The organism is Bacillus sp. OTU530, from assembly GCF_038440375.1.
The window spans coordinates 1-20,994 of sequence record NZ_JASATP010000033.1 but is presented as its reverse complement, the minus strand read 5'-3'; the positions used below and the strand labels follow the sequence as shown (position 1 = coordinate 20,994).

Annotated in this window: 21 protein-coding genes and 1 pseudogene; 12 read left to right on the top strand and 10 right to left on the bottom strand. The window is 41.5% G+C overall.

Annotated elements, in window-relative coordinates; all coding sequences use genetic code 11:
• The first annotated feature begins 685 nt into the window (after positions 1-685).
• The 11 genes and pseudogenes from AAHB12_RS20835 to AAHB12_RS20785 all read left to right on the top strand — a co-directional run bounded on the left by AAHB12_RS20835 (position 686) and on the right by AAHB12_RS20785 (position 13,702).
• Positions 686-1,435 carry an ABC transporter ATP-binding protein gene (locus AAHB12_RS20835; protein ID WP_129726607.1) on the top strand — a complete coding sequence of 250 codons (750 nt, stop codon included), beginning with the start codon at positions 686-688 and terminating at the stop codon, positions 1,433-1,435.
• On the top strand, positions 1,422-2,639 hold the full coding sequence (locus AAHB12_RS20830; RefSeq protein ID WP_129726608.1) for an ABC transporter permease: 1,218 nt from the start codon (positions 1,422-1,424) through the stop codon (positions 2,637-2,639). Before AAHB12_RS20835 ends, AAHB12_RS20830 begins: the two co-directional genes overlap by 14 nt.
• Before the next feature lie 18 nt (positions 2,640-2,657).
• The gene (locus AAHB12_RS20825; protein WP_129726609.1) at positions 2,658-3,374 is read left to right on the top strand and encodes an EcsC family protein; all 717 of its coding nucleotides are present in this window, start codon (positions 2,658-2,660) and stop codon (positions 3,372-3,374) included.
• Between the two features lie 280 nt (positions 3,375-3,654).
• Positions 3,655-5,772, top strand: coding sequence for a transglycosylase domain-containing protein (locus AAHB12_RS20820; protein WP_342046872.1), 2,118 nt, complete (start codon positions 3,655-3,657; stop codon positions 5,770-5,772).
• Positions 5,773-5,938: 166 nt separating this feature from the next.
• Positions 5,939-6,982: a uroporphyrinogen decarboxylase gene (gene hemE, locus AAHB12_RS20815; RefSeq protein WP_342046870.1), complete on the top strand. Its 1,044-nt coding sequence runs from the start codon at positions 5,939-5,941 to the stop codon at positions 6,980-6,982.
• 194 nt (positions 6,983-7,176) lie between these two features.
• Entirely contained in the window at positions 7,177-8,115 is a 939-nt protein-coding gene (gene hemH / locus AAHB12_RS20810) for a ferrochelatase (RefSeq protein WP_342046868.1), read from the top strand.
• A gap of 20 nt (positions 8,116-8,135) precedes the next feature.
• Complete coding sequence (hemY, locus tag AAHB12_RS20805; protein ID WP_129726613.1) at positions 8,136-9,551, top strand: protoporphyrinogen oxidase; 1,416 nt, start codon at positions 8,136-8,138, stop codon at positions 9,549-9,551.
• A gap of 35 nt (positions 9,552-9,586) precedes the next feature.
• Positions 9,587-9,784, top strand: a pseudogene (locus AAHB12_RS20800) (hypothetical protein); the annotation flags it as partial.
• Positions 9,777-10,181, top strand: a complete 405-nt coding sequence (locus AAHB12_RS20795) for a GtrA family protein (RefSeq protein WP_342046866.1) — start codon at positions 9,777-9,779, stop codon at positions 10,179-10,181. The pseudogene AAHB12_RS20800 and the gene AAHB12_RS20795, both read left to right, overlap by 8 nt.
• A gap of 330 nt (positions 10,182-10,511) precedes the next feature.
• A complete protein-coding gene (locus AAHB12_RS20790; protein WP_129726615.1) occupies positions 10,512-11,084 on the top strand; it encodes a TetR/AcrR family transcriptional regulator in 573 nt (190 codons plus the stop codon).
• Positions 11,085-11,287: 203 nt separating this feature from the next.
• On the top strand, positions 11,288-13,702 hold the full coding sequence (locus tag AAHB12_RS20785) for a YhgE/Pip domain-containing protein (RefSeq protein WP_342046865.1): 2,415 nt from the start codon (positions 11,288-11,290) through the stop codon (positions 13,700-13,702).
• Positions 13,703-13,826: 124 nt separating this feature from the next.
• On the opposite strand, the gene AAHB12_RS20780 is transcribed toward AAHB12_RS20785, so the two are convergent.
• The 8 genes from AAHB12_RS20780 to AAHB12_RS20745 form a co-directional block, all read right to left on the bottom strand.
• Positions 13,827-14,696, bottom strand: coding sequence for a DUF421 domain-containing protein (locus tag AAHB12_RS20780; protein WP_342046864.1), 870 nt, complete (start codon positions 14,694-14,696; stop codon positions 13,827-13,829).
• A gap of 18 nt (positions 14,697-14,714) precedes the next feature.
• Entirely contained in the window at positions 14,715-14,921 is a 207-nt protein-coding gene (locus AAHB12_RS20775; RefSeq protein ID WP_342046863.1) for a DUF1657 domain-containing protein, read from the bottom strand.
• Between the two features lie 11 nt (positions 14,922-14,932).
• Positions 14,933-15,283, bottom strand: a complete 351-nt coding sequence (gene spoVAE / locus AAHB12_RS20770) for a stage V sporulation protein AE (protein WP_129726619.1) — start codon at positions 15,281-15,283, stop codon at positions 14,933-14,935.
• A gap of 1 nt (position 15,284) precedes the next feature.
• Positions 15,285-16,298 (bottom strand): stage V sporulation protein AD, encoded by a 1,014-nt coding sequence (spoVAD, locus tag AAHB12_RS20765; RefSeq protein WP_129726620.1) that lies wholly within the window; start codon positions 16,296-16,298, stop codon positions 15,285-15,287.
• The gene (gene spoVAC / locus AAHB12_RS20760) at positions 16,299-16,775 is read right to left on the bottom strand and encodes a stage V sporulation protein AC (protein WP_342046861.1); all 477 of its coding nucleotides are present in this window, start codon (positions 16,773-16,775) and stop codon (positions 16,299-16,301) included. It lies immediately after the preceding gene.
• 231 nt (positions 16,776-17,006) lie between these two features.
• The gene (locus tag AAHB12_RS20755) at positions 17,007-17,468 is read right to left on the bottom strand and encodes a YhcN/YlaJ family sporulation lipoprotein (RefSeq protein ID WP_342046859.1); all 462 of its coding nucleotides are present in this window, start codon (positions 17,466-17,468) and stop codon (positions 17,007-17,009) included.
• A 122-nt stretch (positions 17,469-17,590) separates the two neighbouring features.
• The gene (locus AAHB12_RS20750) at positions 17,591-17,794 is read right to left on the bottom strand and encodes a DUF1657 domain-containing protein (protein ID WP_342046858.1); all 204 of its coding nucleotides are present in this window, start codon (positions 17,792-17,794) and stop codon (positions 17,591-17,593) included.
• Positions 17,795-18,344: 550 nt separating this feature from the next.
• Positions 18,345-19,049 (bottom strand): polysaccharide deacetylase family protein, encoded by a 705-nt coding sequence (locus tag AAHB12_RS20745; RefSeq protein WP_342046857.1) that lies wholly within the window; start codon positions 19,047-19,049, stop codon positions 18,345-18,347.
• 294 nt (positions 19,050-19,343) lie between these two features.
• On the opposite strand from AAHB12_RS20745, the gene AAHB12_RS20740 reads away from it, so the two are divergent.
• Positions 19,344-20,360 (top strand): LacI family DNA-binding transcriptional regulator, encoded by a 1,017-nt coding sequence (locus AAHB12_RS20740; RefSeq protein ID WP_129726625.1) that lies wholly within the window; start codon positions 19,344-19,346, stop codon positions 20,358-20,360.
• 19 nt (positions 20,361-20,379) lie between these two features.
• Here AAHB12_RS20740 and yhfH (AAHB12_RS20735) read toward each other — a convergent pair whose 3' ends face one another.
• Positions 20,380-20,514: a protein YhfH gene (gene yhfH, locus AAHB12_RS20735; protein WP_129726626.1), complete on the bottom strand. Its 135-nt coding sequence runs from the start codon at positions 20,512-20,514 to the stop codon at positions 20,380-20,382.
• A gap of 119 nt (positions 20,515-20,633) precedes the next feature.
• On the bottom strand, positions 20,634-20,765 hold the full coding sequence (gene yhfH, locus AAHB12_RS20730) for a protein YhfH (protein ID WP_129726627.1): 132 nt from the start codon (positions 20,763-20,765) through the stop codon (positions 20,634-20,636).
• Between the last annotated feature and the right edge of the window lie 229 nt (positions 20,766-20,994).

Below are 20,994 nucleotides of genomic sequence, written 5' to 3'. Positions count from 1 at the left end.
AAAAAAGCAGGAAGCTGAATTCAGCTTCCTGCCGGTTGAGAAAGGTGTGTTGAAAAGTTTACTGGACTATTGTACCCAATGCAGACACCTCATTTATTTGGAATTATGCGTATATCCACTCTCTGCTCTGCTCGAGACACCTCATTTGCAGTTAAAGTTGATTTATATTTCCTCATTCATGCGTCTTATTTATTCAGACAGTCGTATCTTTAACAGACACCTCATTTATTTGGAAATTATACGTATATCTACTCTCTGCTCTGGTCGAGACACCTCATTTACAGTTAAAGTTGGCGCTATTTCCTCATACTGTGTCCTTTTTACTCCGAAGCTTTTGGAAGATAGCTTATTTCAACAAGAGTACATATGGTCTCTAATCGAATATCTGCTCTCCTACCGACACCCCGTTTCGTGGACTTGATTATCTGCGTATTTTATGGTCACTACGTCTTTGATCGACACCCCGTTTCGATGATGAAGAATCACTACAACAGCTACTCATCATTTCCTCGGCTATCGCTTTTCAACATCTCCCTTCCTCACTAATTATGATGTCCCGTTTTCGAAGACTTATACAACAGAATCTTAAAAAAGTTTTCTTGACATAACTTTCGTTGTGCTATGTAGTTTCTACATTTTTTGGTAAGATGGTAATATAAACAAATGCGTGAGAAAGGAATAACATATGAAAGAATTATTACAAGTCCAAAGCCTGACAGGGGGCTATACGAAACGCCCTGTTCTTCAGAATGTTTCATTTTCAGTGCGATCTGGGGAGCTTGTTGGCTTAATCGGTTTAAATGGGGCGGGGAAAAGTACGACCATTAAGCATATTATTGGATTAATGGAGCCAAAGCAAGGAACGGTTACCATTAATGGCAAGCTGTTTCGTGAGAATCCGGAAGTATATCGAGCAAGCTTCACTTTTATACCGGAAACACCTGTTTTATATGAAGAACTGACACTTGAGGAGCATTTAAAACTGACAGCTATGGCCTATGGTGTAGAAAAGCATATATATGAAGAAAGAGCAGCAAAGCTGCTGAAGGAATTTCGAATGGGGAACAGACTGAAGTGGTTTCCTTCTCACTTTTCAAAAGGAATGAAGCAAAAGGTAATGATTATGTGTGCCTTTTTAGTACAGCCATCCCTTTATATCGTTGACGAACCATTTGTTGGTTTAGATCCGCTTGGCATTCAGTCTTTACTGCAGCTGATGGAGAATATGAAGCATAACGGAGCCGGAATTTTAATGAGCACACATATTTTGGCAACAGCAGAACGTTATTGTGATTCGTTTGTTATTTTGCACCATGGACAGGTGCGTGCAAGCGGTACGCTTCAGGAGCTGCAGCAGCAATTTTCTATGCCAGATGCAACGCTTGATGACATTTATATTGAGCTGACGAAGGAAGAAGAAAATGAATATAAATGAACTATGGAGGCAGCGGTTTCAACTGTTTTGGAAGGAAGTCCGTACATACGGAAAATATATATTTAATGATCATTTAAAGTTTGTGCTCATCTTTGCGATTGGTGCGGGAGCATATTATTATCAGCAATGGCTTGCGACGTTAACAGCATCGTTTCCGACAGCTGCCCTGCTTGCTGCGTTGTTTGCAGTCATTTTAACGGTGGGATCGGTTCAAACGCTCTTAAAGCCGGCAGACCTTGTGTTTTTGCTCCCGGTTGAAACGAAGATGAAGCCTTATTTTGCAAAAGGCTTGCGTTTTACCTATATTATTTCATTATATACGATAGCGATTGCTGGAGCTGCCGCTGCCCCTTTGTATTTTCAGCAAATGAAGCCAGCAATTTCATCTTATTTACTCATTTTACTTTTATTTGCGCTTGCAAAGCTTTGGAATTTATTTGCTTCTTGGGAAGCTTTATATATGAGGGATGATGCCGTCATCATATATGATCGTACCCTTCGTCTTGGGGTCAATTTTTTATTCGCGTATTTCTTACTTGCGAAGTTTTCCTTCTTTTATACGGGAAGTGTTGTTGGGATAATGGCTCTGTATTTGCTTTTGCTGCACGGAAAGGCGAAGGGGCAAAGTCTGCACTGGGAGCGTCTCATTGCAGAGGAAGGAAAAAAGCTTATGCTATTTTATCGAATCGCCAACTTGTTTACGGATGTTCCGGCATTAAAAGGACGGGTTCAGCGAAGAAGATGGCTTGATTGGATAACTGCCCTGCTTCCTCGCGAACGGCAGGATGCTTATTTCTATTTATACATAAGAACATTGCTGCGTTCAGGGGATTACTTCGGTCTCGTATTACGTCTTCTCATCATTGGCGGAATTGTTGTCTACGTATTACCCTTTGTATACGGCCGATTTTTAGTGAGTGTGTTTTCCCTTTATTTAATTGGCTATCAGTTGCTTAGCCTATGGAAACATCATCGCTCAAAGATTTGGCTTAGTTTATACCCTATCCCGGAACTGCATAAGAAAAAGGCATTTCTGTCACTTATTCTGATATTGCTTGGAGCGAGCAGCTTTATCTTGGCGGCAATTGTTGGCGCTGCAGCAGCAGAGTGGTCTGTTTTTCTGCTTACGCTTATGCTAAACATAGTGTTCAGCTACGGATTTACGTATGCATATTGTTCAAAAAAGCTAGAAGCTCTCACATAGAGTGAAGGGAAGAGATGAATGATACAGTATGAACAAATGATTGAACAGCAACTTGATAATTGGAAAAAGGATATGATAAAGCCATCATCTTTTATGGCACGCATGTCCAAGCAGGTGCAAACAAAGGTACAGGAATTGATTCCTGAAAAAGCGCATGCTGTGCTGACAGAAACGATTAAAAAGATGCTGCAGGCGATCGTGGTAGGATCTGACTTTATTCAGCCCAAGCTAAAGGATACAAGCTTAACGCTGCAGGAACGGGATGAACGCACTGCGAAAAAGATTGAAGACTATAAAAAAATTGCGGCAGTAGAGGGAGCGGGTACAGGAGCAGGAGGCATTTTACTTGGATTAGCTGACTTTCCGCTGCTTATAACAATCAAGATTAAGTTTTTGTTTGATGCTGCAACGCTTTATGGTTATGACACAAGCAAAGAGGAGGAGCGGCTTTTTATCCTGCACGTATTTCAGCTGGCGTTTTCCAGCGATGATCATCGCCGCGAAATTTTTGAGACTATTGAGAACTGGGATAGTGTCCATAAGCAAGTGGATTGGAGAAAGCTGCAGCAGGAGTATCGGGATTATATTGATTTAGCAAAGATGCTGCAGCTTGTGCCCGTTATCGGAGCACCGGTTGGAGCGTATGCCAATTATCAGCTTATGAATCGTCTTGGAGAAATTACAATGAATTGTTATCGGATGCGATGGCTTAAGGAGAGGCAGGAGCGCCTATAGGCGCTCCTGCTTTTTTGTACCACTGTAGGAAAGTATAAATTTCCAGCTGGAAGTCAATTCGACGTAATCGGAATTTTTAGGGATACAGTATAAGTGCAACTACGCCTCTGTCTTCGCCGAAGGGCACGGCTCGCCAATCGGCGAGTTTTCTTTATTGAAAGCGTAAGTTTTCCAGAATGAATTAATAAGAAATAAACCAAAAGCAAGAAAATAATACATAAAGAACTAAATTTCTCAAATAATAAAAATAACCACTATTTGGAAGGGGTGTTACACTCCGTTGAAACAAATAAGATTATGGCTTCTCGGAACGGCGGTTGTTCTGCTCACAGCCATTTTGGGTTATATTCTCATTATCTCTCTTGGGGATTATGTTATAGATGACAAAAAGCTTGTGCTGAACTCTGCCTCCCGTATTGTAGATGAACAAGGAAATGAAATTTCTAAACTCTATACGGAAAACCGGGAACTTGTGTCCATTTCAAAAGTGCCGAGTTACGTGCAACAAGCATTTGTGGCGACTGAGGATGCTCGTTTTTATGAGCATCACGGTGTAGATTTCCCATCTGTGTTTCGCGCGCTCTATAAGGATATATTGGTGCGGGGAAAAGTAGAAGGCGGAAGCACGATTACGCAGCAGCTGGCGAAAAATGTTTTTTTAACCAATGAAAAAACATTGCTGCGAAAAACAAAAGAGCTAATCATAGCATTAAATCTGGAACGCCGTTACACGAAGCAGCAGCTGCTAGAAATGTATTTAAATCAGATTTATTTCGGGCATGGTGTGTACGGGATTGAAGCGGCAGCGAAATTTTATTTCAGCAAAAATGTACAGGCACTCACAGTTGAAGAAGGTGCTTTGCTTGCCGCTCTTCCAAAAGGCCCGAATACATACTCTCCTGTGCTGCATCCAGAAAAAAGCAAGGAGCGCCGTGATACTGTTTTGTCCCTTATGCATGAAGAAGGCTATATATCAGCTGAAGATGCTGTACGCTACCAAGGGAAAACTTTGTCTCTTCATGTGACCAAAACCGAGAGAGAGCAAGCGTATCTTTCATACATTGATATGGTATTTCAAGAAGCAGAGGATCTATATGGACTATCATATGAAGAAGTACTGCGCGGAGGATATACTTTTGTCGTTTCCATGGATCCGGATATACAAAAAACAGCCTATAAGCTATTTCAGAATGAGAGCAGTTTTCCTGGGACGGATGGGGATGCAGAAGGTGCTTTCGTATTGATGGACAGCAAAACAGGAGGTATCCGCGCCGCAATAGGCGGACGAAACTATGTACCAAGGGGCTGGAACCGTGTATTTGTGAAGCGGCAGCCCGGCTCCGTTTTGAAGCCGCTGCTTGTTTATGCTCCTGCGCTTGAAGCGAAGGAGTATAAGCCGTACTCTCTTCTGACAAATGAACGCCAATCGTTCCACGGTTACATGCCGCGAAACTATGATGACCACTATTCAAAGGAAATTACGATGTACGATGCCATCAAGGAGTCCGCCAATATTCCTGCTGTATGGCTGCTGGATCATCTCGGTTTGGAAACAGCGAAGCAGCCACTAGAGAAAGCGGGTATTTTCATTGAAGAGCAAGGGCTTAGCGCGGCTCTTGGCGGTTTAAAGGAAGGTACATCTCCGTTAGAAATAGTGAAGCTGTACCGTTCCTTTTCTGCAGGGGGCAAAGTGATTGAACCGCATGTCATAAGGCAGATTGTCAACCGAAATGGCGATACAATTGCGACAGCAACGCCAAAAGAAACACAAATTTTCTCAAAGCAAACAGCCTGGTACATGACGCGCATGCTTGAAGGAGCAGTAAAGGAAGGAACCGCACAAGCTGGTCAGTATGGAGGAGCGCTGGCTGGCAAAACGGGTACAACATCGCTCCCAGGTAATAACAAGGGCGCAAGAGACGTATGGTTTGCAGGATATACACCATCGCTTGTCGGCGCCGTGTGGATGGGATATGACCGTACGGATTCGGAGCATTACTTAGTAGGCGGAAGCAATTACCCGACAAGATTGTTCAAGAAAGTCTTAACAGATGCCCACGCGGAAGTATTTGCAAAGTTTCCCCAGCCAAAGGATGTAGAAAATGTAGAAGAGCCAATCCGGCTTGATAAACTGGAGAATGTACGTGTAAAGCTTGTGTTTACACCATTTGGATTGTTTACAGCTAAGGTTACATGGACGCCTCTTCCAGATAAACGGGTCCAGTACCGTGTTTATAAAAAAGAAGGAAGTTCCTCTATTCTAATCGGTACAGTCACAGGGAAGGGCGAATTTAATGCGAAATATATTAACATCTTTTCTGTTCCAGAATTTTATGTAGTGCCGTTCAATCCGCAAACAAAACAGGAGGGGGAAAAAACAGAAAGCGTGCACCCGTAACAAAAGCCTCGACCATAGCCCGTATGCTATAATGAAAACGATGTAATTCGTTGAAAAATGTCAATTTATTGAACAGATGACCGTTTTTTATGCATTTTTCTTAATAAAAAGGTATAGTAAGAAAAGATAATAATATGCTGATTGTCGAGGAAGGGAGACAGGGGTTTTGGTACGAAATATTAATGATACATTTATAAAGGCTTGCAGGGGAGAAAAAACAGACTATGTTCCGGTATGGTACATGAGACAAGCTGGTCGCTCACAGCCAGAATACCGTAAGCTAAAGGAGAAATATTCACTGTTTGAAATTACGCATCAACCTGAGTTGTGTGCCTACGTGACAAAGCTTCCTGTTGATCAATACAATGTAGATGCAGCCATTTTATATAAAGACATTATGTCACCGCTTCCAGCTATTGGTGTTGATGTTGATATTAAATCGGGTATTGGACCGGTTATTTCTAACCCTGTGCGTTCCTTGCAGGACGTTGAAAAACTTGGTGAGATCCATCCAGAGCAGGATGTGCCATATGTATTAGAAACGATTCGTTTATTGACAACAGAGATGCTGGATGTGCCGCTCATCGGTTTTGCCGGGGCTCCTTTCACACTAGCCAGCTATATGGTTGAAGGCGGTCCGTCACGCAATTATAACAAAACAAAGGCGTTTATGTATGCAGAGCCAAAAGCTTGGTTTGCACTAATGGAGAAGCTCGCAGATATGACTATTACATACGTCAAATCACAGGTGCAAGCTGGTGCGAAGGCTGTCCAAATTTTTGATTCATGGGTAGGAGCATTAAATGTGGCGGATTACCGCGTATATATTAAGCCGACGATGGAGCGTATTTTTGCAGAGCTTCGCGCTACGAATGTGCCGCTCATCATGTTCGGTGTAGGGGCAAGTCACTTAGCTAATGAATGGAATGACCTGCCGCTTGATGTTGTGGGGTTAGACTGGCGCTTGCCGATTGAAGAAGCACGTGCGTGCGGCATTCAAAAAGCAGTACAAGGAAATTTAGAGCCCGCAATTCTTCTTTGCCCATGGGATGTTATTGAAGAGCGCGTAAAAGCTATTTTGGACCAAGGTATGAAGCAACCAGGTTATGTTTTTAACCTAGGTCACGGCGTATTCCCGGAAGTAAAACCCGAAACATTGCAGCGCCTGACCAAATTTATACACGAATATTCTAGACTGCAGTTGTCTTAAAGAAAACTTGCCGATTGGCGAGCCGTAGTTGCACTTATATTGTATTCCTAAAATTTCCAATTGCGTCGAATTCACTTCTAGCTGGAAATTTATACTTTCTTACAGTGTAAAGAAAACTCGCCGATTGCAGCGGCTAGAAGCCTATAACTTTTTATTTTAAGTACTATAGACAAAGAGGAGACGAAATCATACGGATGAAAAAGGTGATTGGTTTACTGGTAATGGCATACGGCACTCCTTACAAAGAGGAGGATATTGAGCGGTACTATACACATATTCGCAGGGGACGCAGACCGAGTGAAGAAGCTCTTGAAGAGTTGACCGAGCGCTACCGCGCGATCGGAGGCATTTCCCCTCTTGCGAAAATCACGCTTGAGCAGGCAGAAAAGCTGGAGGAAAAGTTAAATACAGTGCAAGACGAAGTTCAATTTAAAATGTATCTTGGATTAAAGCATATCGAGCCATTTGTAGAGGATGCAGTGCAGCGAATGCATGCTGATGGTATTGAAGAGGCTGTTAGCATTGTTCTTGCTCCGCACTATTCTACTTTTAGCGTGAAATCCTATAATGGACGCGCGAAGGAAGAGGCTGCAAAGCTTGGTGGTCCTGTTATTTATGAGATTGAGAGCTGGTATGCAGAGCCAAAATTTATTTCCTACTGGGCAAACAAAGTAAGAGAAACATACGCTAGCATGACAGAAGAAGAACGGGATCATGCTGTTTTAATCGTATCTGCACACAGTTTGCCGGAAAAAATTATCGCAGCAGGGGACCCGTACCCTCAACAGCTGCAGGAGACGGCAGATCTTATCGCAAAGGAATCCGGGGTTACACGATATGAGATTGGCTGGCAAAGTGCTGGTAATACACCGGAGCCGTGGATTGGACCAGATGTTCAGGATTTGACGCAGGACTTACATGATAAGCAGGGATACAAGGCATTTGTTTATGTTCCTGCTGGGTTTATATCAGATCACTTAGAAGTTTTATACGATAACGATATTGAATGTAAAGCAGTAACTGATCGAATCAGTGCTAGCTATTATCGTCCAGCCATGCCGAATGCGCAGGACGAGTTTATAGAAAGTTTAGCAGATGTTGTACTGAAACAATTAAGCAGCGTTTTGCGTTAGCAGCAGGGGAGGGCACCGACATGGGACAAAAGGTAGTGATTATCGGCGGCGGCATCGCTGGATTAACCGCTGCATATTACTTGCAAAAGCATATACGGGAGCAGCAGCTCCCAATGGAAACATTGTTAATTGAAGCTTCCGGCAGACTGGGTGGGAAAATTCAAACCGTGCGCCGTGACGGATTTGTCATTGAACGCGGTCCCGATTCGTTTTTAGAGCGAAAAACAAGTGCATCCCGTTTGGCGAAGGAAGTTGGTTTGGAAGACGCACTGGTAAACAATGCAACCGGAAAATCATACGTTCTTGTGAATGACAAGCTTCACGGTATTCCGAGCGGTTCCATGATGGGGATCCCGACGCAGGTTACCCCTTTTGTTACATCTGGATTGTTTTCTCCTCTTGGCAAGCTGCGCGCCGGCTTTGATTTTATTTTGCCGCGTTCCAAGGAGGTTTCGGATCAATCACTTGGACAGTTTTTCCGTAGACGCCTCGGAAATGAAGTTGTTGAAAATTTAATTGAACCATTATTATCCGGTATTTATGCAGGTGATATTGATCAAATGAGTTTAATGGCGACATTTCCGCAGTTTTATCAGGTGGAGCAAAAGCACGGCAGCATTGTCCGCGGGATGCGGACGCTGGCACCGAAAACGCCACCGGGGGCGGGGAAGAAGAAAGGGATTTTCTTAACATTGGAAGCAGGACTAGGATCGCTCGTAGAAGCAATGGAGAATCGCCTTGAAGCAGGAACGGTTATGAAATCTACGCGCGTTGAGAAAATCAACAAAACAGAGCAGGGCTATCATCTGATGCTAAGCAATGGAAAGGACATAGAAGCAGCTGCAGTGATTATAGCAACACCTCATAAGATGCTGCCGGCACTGTTTTCGAAATATCGAGAATTTCAGTTCTTTCGCAACATTCCCTCTACATCTGTTGCAAATGTTGCTCTTGCCTTTTCTGAGGATGCGATTCAAAAGGATATTGATGGAACAGGGTTTGTCGTGTCCCGGAATAGCAATTTCACGATCACAGCTTGTACATGGACTCATAAGAAGTGGCCGCATACAACCCCAAAAGGAAAGGTGCTGCTGCGATGCTATGTCGGTCGTCCAGGGGATGAAGAGATTGTCGTTCGACCGGACGAGGATCTGATTAGGACTGTCCTAACAGACTTAAAGAAAACGATGGACATTGATGCGGAGCCGGAATTTACTGTAGTTAGCCGCTGGCAGGAAGCAATGCCGCAATATACGGTCGGTCATAAGGAGCGAATGGCAAAGCTGTATGAGTTTATGGAGCGAGAATTACCAGGGGTATATTTGGCAGGCAGCTCATATGCTGGCGCGGGAATTCCAGATTGTATTGACCAGGCAGAGGCGGTCGTTGAGAAAGTTCTTAATGGTATACAAAAGGAGTTTGCGGTTTCGGTATAATTTGCTTCTAGCTGGAAATGTATACTTTCCTGCAATTGGCCGTTATTTTATTCTTGGGAGGAATTCAGCTTCTTTCATTAGGCATTATAGGTGAATACTTAGGGAGAGTCTTCAACGAGACGAAAAAAAGGCCACTATACTTTGTAGATGAGTATAATAATCAGAAGATTACCAATGAGGAAGGTCAGCCTAGTAGAAGAATTGGTGTAGGGGTACGCAGGACAGATGGATAGCAAACGGGAAGTTATTTTGTATGTCGTGTTTGGTGTGCTGACAACGGCCATTAATATTGTTACGTATTTGTTTTGTACAAAGCTGCTACAGATAGAATATAAGCTGGCAACCACGATTGCTTGGATTGTATCTGTTTTATTCGCTTTTGTCACGAATAAGCTGTATGTATTTCGGAGTAAGGAATCCAGCATGCGGTTCGTACTAAAGGAAATGTTTCTTTTCTTTATTGCGCGCTTGTTCTCTTATGGCCTTGATATTGGAACGATGCTGTTATTAGTCGCGCAACTGCACATGAATGATTTTATTGCAAAATGCGTGGCAAACGTAGTAGTAATTCTTGTGAATTACTTTATAAGCAAGTATGTAATTTTTAAAAAGCAAGTCAGTCATGGGTAAGACTGCTGCTCCATTGTAAAAGCGTGAGATGGCTGCTGCCTTTTCGCGCTTTTTTTCACTGTAGGAAAGTATAAATTTCCAGCGAGTTTTCTTTAGTGTTGTAAAAAAATGTAAATTTGACTAAGAGACTATTCACTGCACTGGTAATACTAAATATTAACGATTGTAGGAATCATAAAAGTAGCAGAGAGGAAATTTTATAGTAGGAAATGAACAGAGAGGAAAAGATCTTACACTGCAGAGCTCTTGCTCATTCTACATTCATATGATAAGATACCACTATACTAACTGACTAAATTGTTCATTTGGTCACTTCGGGAGTGAAGCAAGATGGCAATAGATCGAAAGCGGGCCATTATCGAGGCGGCAACTGCATCCTTTGCATCGTTTGGTTATAAAGCAACAACAATTGATCAGGTCGCCAAAATGGCCAACGTTGGCAAAGGAACGATTTATACGTTTTTTAAAAACAAAGAAGAGCTGCTTGATGAGATTGTGACATGTTTAATTTCAGAGATGAAGGAGGCGGCAGAGGCGGCGATTCGAGAAGATGATACGTTTATTGAGAACGTACTACGAGCTCTTTCCAGTATTTTAACATTTCGAAAGGATCATAAACTTGCTTGGAAGCTATTTCAAGAGGATCGGGATATCGGAACACCAGCTGTGCAGGAAGTCTTACTGAAAATGGACAGAGCTATCCTTTCGTTTATCAGGTACCATCTTGAGTTGGCTATTCAAAAGGGAGAAATCCGTGAGTGTGATCCAGAGATTACAGCATTTGTGATGCGACGTTTGTACATTGCGCTCATTTCTGATTGGGAACAGCATCATGAACCGCTTGGAGAAAAGCAAATTGCTGAGCTGTTTGAATTATATTTATTGAAGGGATTGTCCAAATAGATAGTCCTTCTTTTTTACACTTTAAGAAAGTATAAATTTCTAGCAGGAAGACAGTTCGACGTAGTTAGAAATTTTAGGAACAAAGTATAAGTGCAACTACGCCTTTGTCTTCGTCCAAGGGCATGGCTCGCCAATCGGCGAGTTTTCTTTAGAGCAATATGACCAAATGAACAAATCAGTCATTCGTAGAAAGAGGGAGAAGTATGAAAAGACTTACAACATTACGGGCGGAATTCTCTGCACTTTTCCAAAAAAGGATGACAGTGATAGCCCTTATTGCGATTATGTTTATTCCTGTTTTATATGCAGGAACATATTTATATGCATTTAAAGATCCGTATGGCAAGCTTGACCATTTGCCAGTGGCTGTTGTGAACCTTGATAAAGGAACAACATATGAGGGAAAAGCATTGACGGTTGGAGAGGACTTTGTTGAGAAATTAAAGGAAAAGGATAGCTTTCAGTGGCACTTTGTGAGTGAAGAGAAGGCTGAGCAAGGGCTGAAGGATAACAAATACTACATGGTCATTCGCATTCCAAATGATTTTTCAGAGAATGCAACAACACTCATGGATGAACATCCAAAGCATTTGGAATTGGCATATATTCCAAATAAGGCATATAACTTTTTGGCAGCGCAAATCGGAAACAGCGCAGTTGAGAAAATGAAGGAAGAGATTTCCGCGACGATTACTGAAACATATACTGAGGATATGTTTGATTCTATCGCGAAGGTATCTGACGGATTGCAAGAGGCTGGAGACGGTGCAGGTAAGCTTCGTGATGGCGGCACTGATGCCAAGGATGGAGCAGAGGAGCTTCATACTCATTTGCAGGAGCTTGCGGAAAAATCAATCTCGTTTCAAAACGGGTTATCCGATGCAAAGAATGGGTCTCAGGAGATTGCAGCCAACTTAAATCTGCTAACAGACAAATCCAGTCAGTTTCAGCAAGGAATGACACAAGAAGCAGCCGGTTTAAATACGTTAAGCAGCAAACTTGGAGAATTGTCTAACGGTTTAGGACAGCTGCAAGACGGTCAGAAGACATTATCTGAAAATGCATTGAAACTGCAAAAGGGAACAACTGATGTTTCTAATGGTTTGGGACAGTCTCTTGCCGGATTAAATGAAATCAATGGCAAACTTCCGGCAGCAAAGGAAGGAGCAGACAAATTGGCAGCAGGAGCGGCTTCTTTATCAAAGGGAAGCTTAGCCTGGAAGGATAGCGCCGAGAGTGTGGGGATTGGAGCAACCGAGGCTGCAGCAGGAGCAGACAAGGTAACGGATGGTTTAGCGCAGCTGCAAATCCAGGTAGAAGCAATGCCGGAGCCGTATAAAAGCCAATTGCAGCCGACAATTGAAAAGCTGCTTGCTCAAAGCCAAGGTGTAAAGGGCGGAACAGCACAGGTAGCCGAAGGAACAAAAACGCTGGCAGTGAAAGCTGGAGAAATCGCTGGAGGGGCAAACGGACTAGCGTCGGGGGCGAACGAACTTCAGGGTGGAATCGGGCAGCTGCAAGCTGGGATGCAAGCAGTAACTGATGCACAAAAGCAGCTAGTAACTGGAGCAACAGCATTAGTTAACGGTCAAACAGAATATATGGAGGGCTTTGAGCTATTCGGAAGAAAATTGTCAGAAGTAACGAAGGGCTCCTTGCTTTTAGCAACGGGAGCAGCTGATTTAGACAACGGTATGAGACAATTAACATCTGCTTCTGCGCAAATGGGAACAGGTGTCCAAACACTAGCTAACGGTGCAGCTCAGCTTACAGGCGGTGTTGCTCAATTAAAGGATGGTTCTGATAAATTAGCTGATGGTACAGAGCAGTTGGCTGACGGTTCCGGAAAGCTGACCGATGGTTTAAGCCAAATTACGGATGGTGCAGGCGAGTTGTCCACTAAATTAAGCGATGCAGCAAAAGAAACGAGTGAAGCAAGCGGAAGTAAAGAAACATACGAAATGTTTGCTAAGCCTGTGAATCTCGTGACAAAAGACTTCGGCGAAGCCATCAACTACGCAACAGGTGTAGCGCCATACTTTATGTCTCTTGGCTTATATGTGGGTTCTATTATGCTAACAGTCATTTATCCGTTGCGTGAGGCAGCTGGGGTTCCAAAATCCGGCTTCTCCTGGTTTATAAGTAAATATGCAGTCATTCTCATTATGGGAACGATGCAGTCTTTAATCGTTGATGGTGTTGTGCTGCTTGGTCTTGATATCCATGTAACAAGCGTACCGCATTTTATGTTATTTACATTCTTAACAAGTATTACATTTTTATCACTAATTCAATTTCTTGTTACAGCGTTTGGAGATGTTGGACGTTTTGCGGCGATTCTGCTATTAATTATTCAGCTTGTTGCAAGCGCAGGTACGTATCCAGTCGAGCTTGTAGCGGATGCACTGCAAATATTGGCGCCATATGTGCCGATGACATATTCGGTTAGCGGATTCCGTGCCATTATCTCAGCTGACAATATTCCTCTTATGTGGGATAACGTCTTTGTGTTGGCAGGATGGGCGATTGTTTCTATAGTTGGAACAATCACTTACTTTACAGTGGCTTATAGAAGACAGTTTAAACAAATAGGGCAAGCTGAGTTAGTTCAGGAATAAGAATGATTAACAGCTAGAGTAAAAACGAAATAAAGGTTTAAAAAGGGACTAACCAAAACTCATCTAATGTGCCTTTTGGATTAGCCCCTTTTTGCTTTAAGGAGAAACAAATAAAAGAAATTTCTTATTCTTTCAGAAGGTAAGTTACCTTATCTAAAATTCCCTGCATACGTAAGGCATTCTTTGTGTACATATTTTGAGCTGTAACTGAGCCTGTTTCTAGAGCAAATAGTTCAAGATCAGCTTGACATTTTTTCAAAGTGGCTAATAAGAGTGGCCTTTCCTGAGGAGGAGAAATTTGAATTTTGTCATCATATAAATCAACAGTAAGCTGTCCATAGGAGTCCACTTGACCAATAAATACGTTATCCAAAGTAACGCCTAGCTTTTCCAACTCCGTTCTAAGCCATCCTTGATTATGACCGCTTGCTGACAGAGGCTGGTTCAATATTTTCCCATCCATAATAACTGTTTGTGTTTCTTTCTCCTGTGCCACTTTCAGTCCAAGAACCTTTGGAGTAAGGGGCTGATTCTCTTTCTTTAATAAAATGTTTAAAGTTCCGTTCGGCTCCAGTAAAGCAAACTCGACATCAGAAACCTTGAACACATTTTTTTTACGCAGTAATTCCATTAATTCATCAATTGTATATTTTTCTTTCTTTAAATTGTCCTCTAGAACTTTTCCATCTTTAATAAAAATAGTGGCTTCTCCCTCCACAAAATTCCGTATTCTTTTGCTTTTTAAAGAAATAAACCCGACCAGAAAAGGCACTGCAGACCAAACGAGTATACCAATAAGAGCATCTGAGAAGCTTTGTTCGATTCCCATTGATACTTCAGCTGCAATATTCCCAATTGTAATACCTGTTATGTATTCAAAGAATGATAACTGGGATATTTGCCTTTTTCCAAGCCATTTTGTTAATAAAAATAAAATAATTAAAAAGCTAATTGAACGTACAGTAATCATAAGCCAATGCGGCAATTCAGGCATTCATTTTCCTCCTTTCGGCTAAAATCCTTTATATTGAGGTTCTTCACGTTCCAAAACACCGACTCTTTTTTGAAGATCTAGGATCACATCATCCATTTCCAGCATGCACTCATGAAAGACCCGTTTTGCCTCTTCATCAGCAGCATTTTGAGCGAATGTGCTTAAGCTTGCTTGTGCACCTTTCAAGCTCGCAAGACAAGATTTCACACTTGAAGCTATAGTCATGTAAACACCTCTTATCCTTTTGGTTTAAATAATAAAGCTCCAATAAAACCAAAGATGATAGCCGCAGATATCCCCGCGCTTGTTACTTTGAACATGCCTGTTATAACCCCGACCAATCCGTGTTTTTCCGCTTCTTCCATTGCCCCATGAACAAGAGCGTTTCCGAAGCTTGTAATAGGAACGGTTGCACCCGCTCCGGCAAAGTCGATGAGAGGCTCATAAAGATTTACCCCATCCAATATAGCCCCAATCACAACAAGGGTAGACATCGTATGAGCAGGGGTAAGCTTAGCTACATCGAACATGATTTGACCGATTACGCATATGATTCCGCCGATTACAAAGGCCCAAAAAAAGATCACTTTATTGTACACCCCCAAATTCAATGGATACGGCGTGAGCAATACAAGGAATGGTGTCTTTCTGCTGAAAGGATATAGGAGATAGCAAAGCGCCTGTTGCTATTACAAGAATTTTGCTAAATTCTCCTTTCTTCATTCGATTTAGCAAATGGCCGTAAACAATGGTTGCAGAACAGCCTGCACCACTCGCACCAGCTAAAACCGGCTGATCCTCCTTGTAAATGATTAATCCACAATCTTGAAATTGCTCGCTGCGTATAGACAATCCGTGTTTATGCAGTAAATCAAGGGAAATTTCCCGACCAATTCGCCCGAGATCCCCTGTTACAATTAAGTCATAGTAGGAAGGGTCAATTTGACGCTCTCTAAAATGTGCTTCTATTGTGTCGACCGCAGCGGGAGCCATAGCGCCTCCCATATTAAATGGATCGGTTAACCCCATGTCTACGACTCTTCCTATTGTTGCGGAGGTGACATAAGGCCCTTCTCCTTGATCACTTAACAAAGCAACTCCTGCACCTGTCACCGTCCACTGTGCGGTAGGAGGCTTCTGGCCTCCATATTCCGTAGGATATCGAAATTGCTTCTCTACAGCGGTATTATGACTGGATGCCCCCGTTAGCAAGTATTTGGCCCCTTTTCCGTTCACGATAAATGCACCTAAAGCAAGTCCCTCCATTGATGTGGAACATGCTCCAAACAATCCAAAATAAGGAACTCCCAGTGTACGGGAAGCAAAGCTTGAGGGAGTAATTTGGTTGATTAAATCCCCTGCTAATATGAATTGAACATCGCTTGTACGCAGCTTTGCTTTCTCTGTTGCTCTTTTGCAGGCTTCTTCCAAAAGGACACGATGAGCCTTTTCATAGGAGTCTTGTCCCATCCATAAATCCTCATGAAGAAGATCAAAATCCTCTGGAACGTTTCCATTTGCTTCAAAAGGGCCTCCAACTACACCAGTTGATAGAATGACGGGTTTGTTCTCGAATACCCATGTTCGGTGTCCTTGTAACATTTAAAAACCTCCCCATTGTATCCAAATAGTCTTGATGATAGCAATGACAAAGGCGGAGAAAACACCGAATAAAATAACCGAACCAGCTAGTTTGAACATGTTGCCGCCTACTCCCAGAACGAATCCTTCTGTGCGGTGCTCAATACAGGCGGAGATAACCGAATTTCCAAAACCGGTAACTGGGACAGCTGTGCCGGCACCTCCAAATTGAGCCAATCGATCATAAAACCCAAATCCTGTAAGAAGCATCGAGATAAAAATCATTGTAGCTACAGTAGGATTTCCTGCTGACCTTTCCGTAAAGTCAAAATAAGTAATATACATAGTGGAGATGAGCTGACCAATTAAACAAATCAATCCGCCAACAAAGAATGCTTTGATGCAATTTTTCAAAACTGGACGTTTGATTTCACGCTCACTCGCAAAAGTCTGGTATTCTTGTTGGACAGGTGTTATATTTTTCTTTTTCTTGGACATATGAAACCTTCCTTTTTATAAGGGTAAAAAAGTGTAAAATGCTATGCTTGAATTTCTCCAGCTAGGAGACCAATCGGCGAGTTTTCTTTACACTTTAAGAACGTATAAATTTCTAGCTGGAGGACCATCCGACGTAGCGAGAAATTTTAGGAACAAAGTGTAAGTGCAACTACGCCTCTGTCTTCTCCAAGGGCAGGGCTCGCCAATCGGCGAGTTTTCTTTATCGAAACATCAAGTATCGGAATTCATGTCTAATTTTATTTTTTTAAATTTTTTCTCTATGGTGTTCTTATCTGCTTTCCCTCGTTTAATGTCATTTTTTAACTGCTCAATCTCCATGAAGATTTTTTTATCAACACTTATATAGCTTTTTAAATTTGGATAAACGTCATTCATTTTTTGTTTCATTTTCTTTTTTAAGCGATCTAGTTGAAATCGTTCGTGATGCTGTGGTGTTGCAGCAACGTAAAGCTCTTTATCCGAATTGACAGCTTTTGCAGCTGTTACTTCTTCTAGAGAAACAATTTGCTTTTCAGCATTTTGGGAGGGAAGCTGATTGAACGAATCTGAGCTAACTGTTGTTAATCGAGGTTCATTCTTAGCTGTTTCCTTCTTTTGTTCATTACCACAGCCGACAATGACAGCGAACAAGAGAATAGAGAAAAAAAACTTTGTTATAATTACTCCTCTCATTATTCCATCATCCCATTTCCTTTTATTGTTATACTTTGAGCAAAGAAGAAAAGGACGATATGAAATCATCCTTTTCAATTACATAGCCCAACTACAGTCCTCTTAGGCCGCTGGAATTGTAATTATTGGTTATATTGAGGTTCTTCTTGCTGAATCTCCTGAATGCGAGAGTTTAAAGAATCAATAATTGTTTGTGTTTGCTGAGCAGTATTTTGATACAATTGTTTTGCTTGTTGGTTGTCAGTGGCAAGTGCAAACCCTTCTAAGCTTGCTTGAGCACTTTTTAATCCAGCAAGAGTTTGCTTAAGATTATTGATGACTGTCATACATGAATTCCTCCTAAATAAAATGTACCTCAAAATATAGAATTCCTATCTTATTGTTGAAATACTTTTCCTAATTATGGTTAATGAGGGTTTTATTGTATATTGTTTTAAATGTATTTTATATCTTTAGTGTCTAAGAAAGGAGAGTGGGTAAATTATTAAAGAAGCGGCTAAATGATTGGAATTTTCGAAATCATGATTCAAACTTTTATAGCATTTGCGTATGTATATTGCCCATTTACTTAGTCTTTTTTGCGAGCGCCTACTACTTTGTATTCTTGCATAGGAGAAAGGGCTGAAATCACAGCTATAGTAATAACCCCGCAAGAAACAACGCAGCTGCTGCGAAAGGACCTTGTAAAAGAAACCCCAAGCAAAAAAACAACAAAAATTTCTTTGTTGTTAATATATCTTCCCTTAGCAGCAGGCTCAAAGCAAACAGAGAATAGTAAAAGTAAATGGGTGCTGGGGAAGTCATGAGATGAAAAAATAAGTAAAGAGGGGGAAACGGTGCCCCCCTCTTTACTTATTTCAAATTTTAAAAAGCAGTCTATTGTAACAGCTGTGAAACAGTTTGGAATGTATATCCCTTTTCTTTTAACCCCTTTGTTACGTTCTCGATAATGTAGCTTTGCTCCTCCTTAGAGTAATGCCAAATATGAAGCAGGATAATAGAGCCGGGCTTTGTATGTTGAAGTACGTATTGAACAATCGTCTCTGGGTTTTTCGCTATCTTTGGGTAGCTTTCTGGCTCAACATCCCACATAATTGTTTTTCGATCATGCTTGCTCAAATAATAAGGTAATCCTAGAATCTTCTTTCCATATGGAGGACGAAACAAGATTTCCCCCTCATAACCTGCTTCTCGAATGAGCTGGTCAGTTTTTTCAATTTCATTCTCGATGAAGGATGGAGATTTAAAGATCATGCGTTGATGAGAATAAGTATGGTTTCCGATTTCATGACCAGCTTGTACCAATTTTTCAGCTTCCTCTGGATACTTTTCTATACTTTCTCCAATCAGGAAGAAGGTTGCTTTTATATTTGCTTGTTTTAGTATGTGCAGAACGTGATCTGCCTTATCATTCGGACCATCGTCGAAGGTGAGCGCTACAGTTTTTTGATTTGTGTCCAGGCTAGAGACAACCTCGCCGAATAGCTGAAAGGTACGAGCATTCATCAGCTTGTATAATCCATAGGCTGATAATAGCAATACGGATACAGATATAAGAAGTATTGCTGCAATTTTTCTCATAAGTAAGGCGACCTCCAGTTCAATCTATCAACAAATTTTCACTGATATCTACTCTAATCTTTTCTCCTCATTGTAACATTTCTTTAAAGACAGAAGTTTCTCGTTTTCTAATTTGTACAGCAGCTATAGAGGAATGTCAGCGATATTTCTATTAGATCTTCTTAATTGATAGGAGTTCAAAAAAATGTCATATTTTCAATATAACAAAAAACCGCTCTTTCCATTGAAAGTTCTTATCGTATCTTATATAATGTAAAAACAGAAAACGCTTTCAGTTAAAGGGGGGAGAATGTGGTGTCAACAATTGAAGACGTTGCGAGGCTGGCTGGTTTGTCACGGACAACTGTATCGAGAGTGATTAACAATCATCCATATGTATCGGAGGACAAGAAAAAACGAGTGAAGTTTGCGATGAATACGCTCGGATTTGTGCCAAATTCCGCTGCACGGAGATTGCGAAAGCAAAGAACGGAGACTGTTGCTGTGCTCGTGCCTCGTGTCACAAATCCCTTTTTCAGCAGATTAATAGAATCATTGGAAATTTTCGCTTCAGACTATAAGTATAAATTAATCATTTGCCAAACAAGATATTTACCTGAAAAGGAATTAGAATATTTGGAGCTATTGTCAACAAAGCAGGTTGATGGTATTATTTTATGCTCGCTGCAAAATAAGTGGTCGATTGTAGAGCCATATTTACAGCATGGACCGATTGTAATGTGCAATGAGTATACAGATGAGGCGCATATTCCGATGGTGAAATTTAATCAAGCGGAAGGTGCATATGTGGCAACAAAGCATTTATTAGAGCAGGGGCATCGCCGTCTGTTGTTTTGCAGCGGCAGCGATAAAAGCAGTATGATCGTGCAGCATCGAAAAAAAGGGTTTTTGCATGCTGTGTCAGAGCATAAAGAGCAAGTAGATTCTGTTGAATTTGTGGAGGATGCCTACGATATGGAGGATGGCTGCAGGGTATTTCGAGATCTTCTTGATACAAAAGAAAATCCTACTGCTATCTTTGCCGGTGGAGACGAAGTAGCAGCAGGAATCATATTGGAAGCCAAGCGCCATCAGTGGAGCATTCCCGAGCAGCTTGCCGTTATCGGATTTGATAATCAGCTGTTATCGGAAATTATGGAGCCGACAATTACAACAGTATGTCAGCCCGTTGATCAGATGGCAAAGAAAGTAATTGAATTAATGATGGAAAAAATTCGAACAAAAACTTATAAAAAACAAGAAGTATATGAGTTCGAATTGGAGTTAATGATTAAAGGTTCTACCGTGAAACATACGACTGTATTAGCCTAGCGAATATGCTGGGCTTTTTTTATTCTGCTGTTGTATGCGTACAGTCGTCACATTTATTTTGATACACTTCGTGCAGCTCCTCGATTTCTCGTCCGCACTCACAGCATTTTTTTGACGGTAAATTTCTGAAGAATTCCAATGGTTTTTGTATCATGTGTGTTCCTCCTTAGAAAATGAGAAGTATATGAATTTGGAGTGGAGCTAATGGTCAAGGGTTCTACCGTAAAAATATGACTGTATTAGCCTGGCAGCTTGCCAGTCGGCGAGTTTTGTTTATTCCGCTGTATGAGTACAGTCGTCACATTTATTTTGATATACCTCGTGCAGCTCCTCGATTTCTCGTCCGCACTCACAGCATTTTTTTGAAGGCAAATTTCTGAAGAATTCTAATGGTTTCTGTAACATGTTTATTCCTCCCTAATCGTTAATGTTCTTTTTGTTATTATCATTGTATTAACACAACGATAAAAAGTCAACATCTGTTTTATAACAAAATAAAAAATAATGAAAACGTTCAATTTACCGATTATAGTGTAAAGTAGTGCTAAAACTAACAAGTGGAAAGAATAAGAGAGGGTGAATGGTATGAAAATGACGGTAATTGGGTTTTGGGGGGGCTATCCAGAGGGGGGAG

Bases quoted from the DNA above. Each gene is read 5' to 3' on its own strand.
- AAHB12_RS20835 (WP_129726607.1), top strand. From the start codon at position 686: ATGAAAGAATTATTACAAGTCCAAAGCCTGACAGGGGGCTATACGAAA.
- AAHB12_RS20830 (WP_129726608.1), top strand. From the start codon at position 1,422: ATGAATATAAATGAACTATGGAGGCAGCGGTTTCAACTGTTTTGGAAG.
- AAHB12_RS20825 (WP_129726609.1), top strand. From the start codon at position 2,658: ATGATACAGTATGAACAAATGATTGAACAGCAACTTGATAATTGGAAA.
- hemH (WP_342046868.1), top strand. From the start codon at position 7,177: ATGAAAAAGGTGATTGGTTTACTGGTAATGGCATACGGCACTCCTTAC.
- hemY (WP_129726613.1), top strand. From the start codon at position 8,136: ATGGGACAAAAGGTAGTGATTATCGGCGGCGGCATCGCTGGATTAACC.
- AAHB12_RS20795 (WP_342046866.1), top strand. From the start codon at position 9,777: ATGGATAGCAAACGGGAAGTTATTTTGTATGTCGTGTTTGGTGTGCTG.
- AAHB12_RS20790 (WP_129726615.1), top strand. From the start codon at position 10,512: ATGGCAATAGATCGAAAGCGGGCCATTATCGAGGCGGCAACTGCATCC.
- AAHB12_RS20785 (WP_342046865.1), top strand. From the start codon at position 11,288: ATGAAAAGACTTACAACATTACGGGCGGAATTCTCTGCACTTTTCCAA.
- AAHB12_RS20780 (WP_342046864.1), bottom strand. From the start codon at position 14,696: ATGCCTGAATTGCCGCATTGGCTTATGATTACTGTACGTTCAATTAGC.
- AAHB12_RS20775 (WP_342046863.1), bottom strand. From the start codon at position 14,921: ATGACTATAGCTTCAAGTGTGAAATCTTGTCTTGCGAGCTTGAAAGGT.
- spoVAD (WP_129726620.1), bottom strand. From the start codon at position 16,298: ATGTTACAAGGACACCGAACATGGGTATTCGAGAACAAACCCGTCATT.
- spoVAC (WP_342046861.1), bottom strand. From the start codon at position 16,775: ATGTCCAAGAAAAAGAAAAATATAACACCTGTCCAACAAGAATACCAG.
- AAHB12_RS20755 (WP_342046859.1), bottom strand. From the start codon at position 17,468: ATGAGAGGAGTAATTATAACAAAGTTTTTTTTCTCTATTCTCTTGTTC.
- AAHB12_RS20750 (WP_342046858.1), bottom strand. From the start codon at position 17,794: ATGACAGTCATCAATAATCTTAAGCAAACTCTTGCTGGATTAAAAAGT.
- AAHB12_RS20745 (WP_342046857.1), bottom strand. From the start codon at position 19,049: ATGAGAAAAATTGCAGCAATACTTCTTATATCTGTATCCGTATTGCTA.
- yhfH (WP_129726626.1), bottom strand. From the start codon at position 20,514: ATGATACAAAAACCATTGGAATTCTTCAGAAATTTACCGTCAAAAAAA.
- yhfH (WP_129726627.1), bottom strand. From the start codon at position 20,765: ATGTTACAGAAACCATTAGAATTCTTCAGAAATTTGCCTTCAAAAAAA.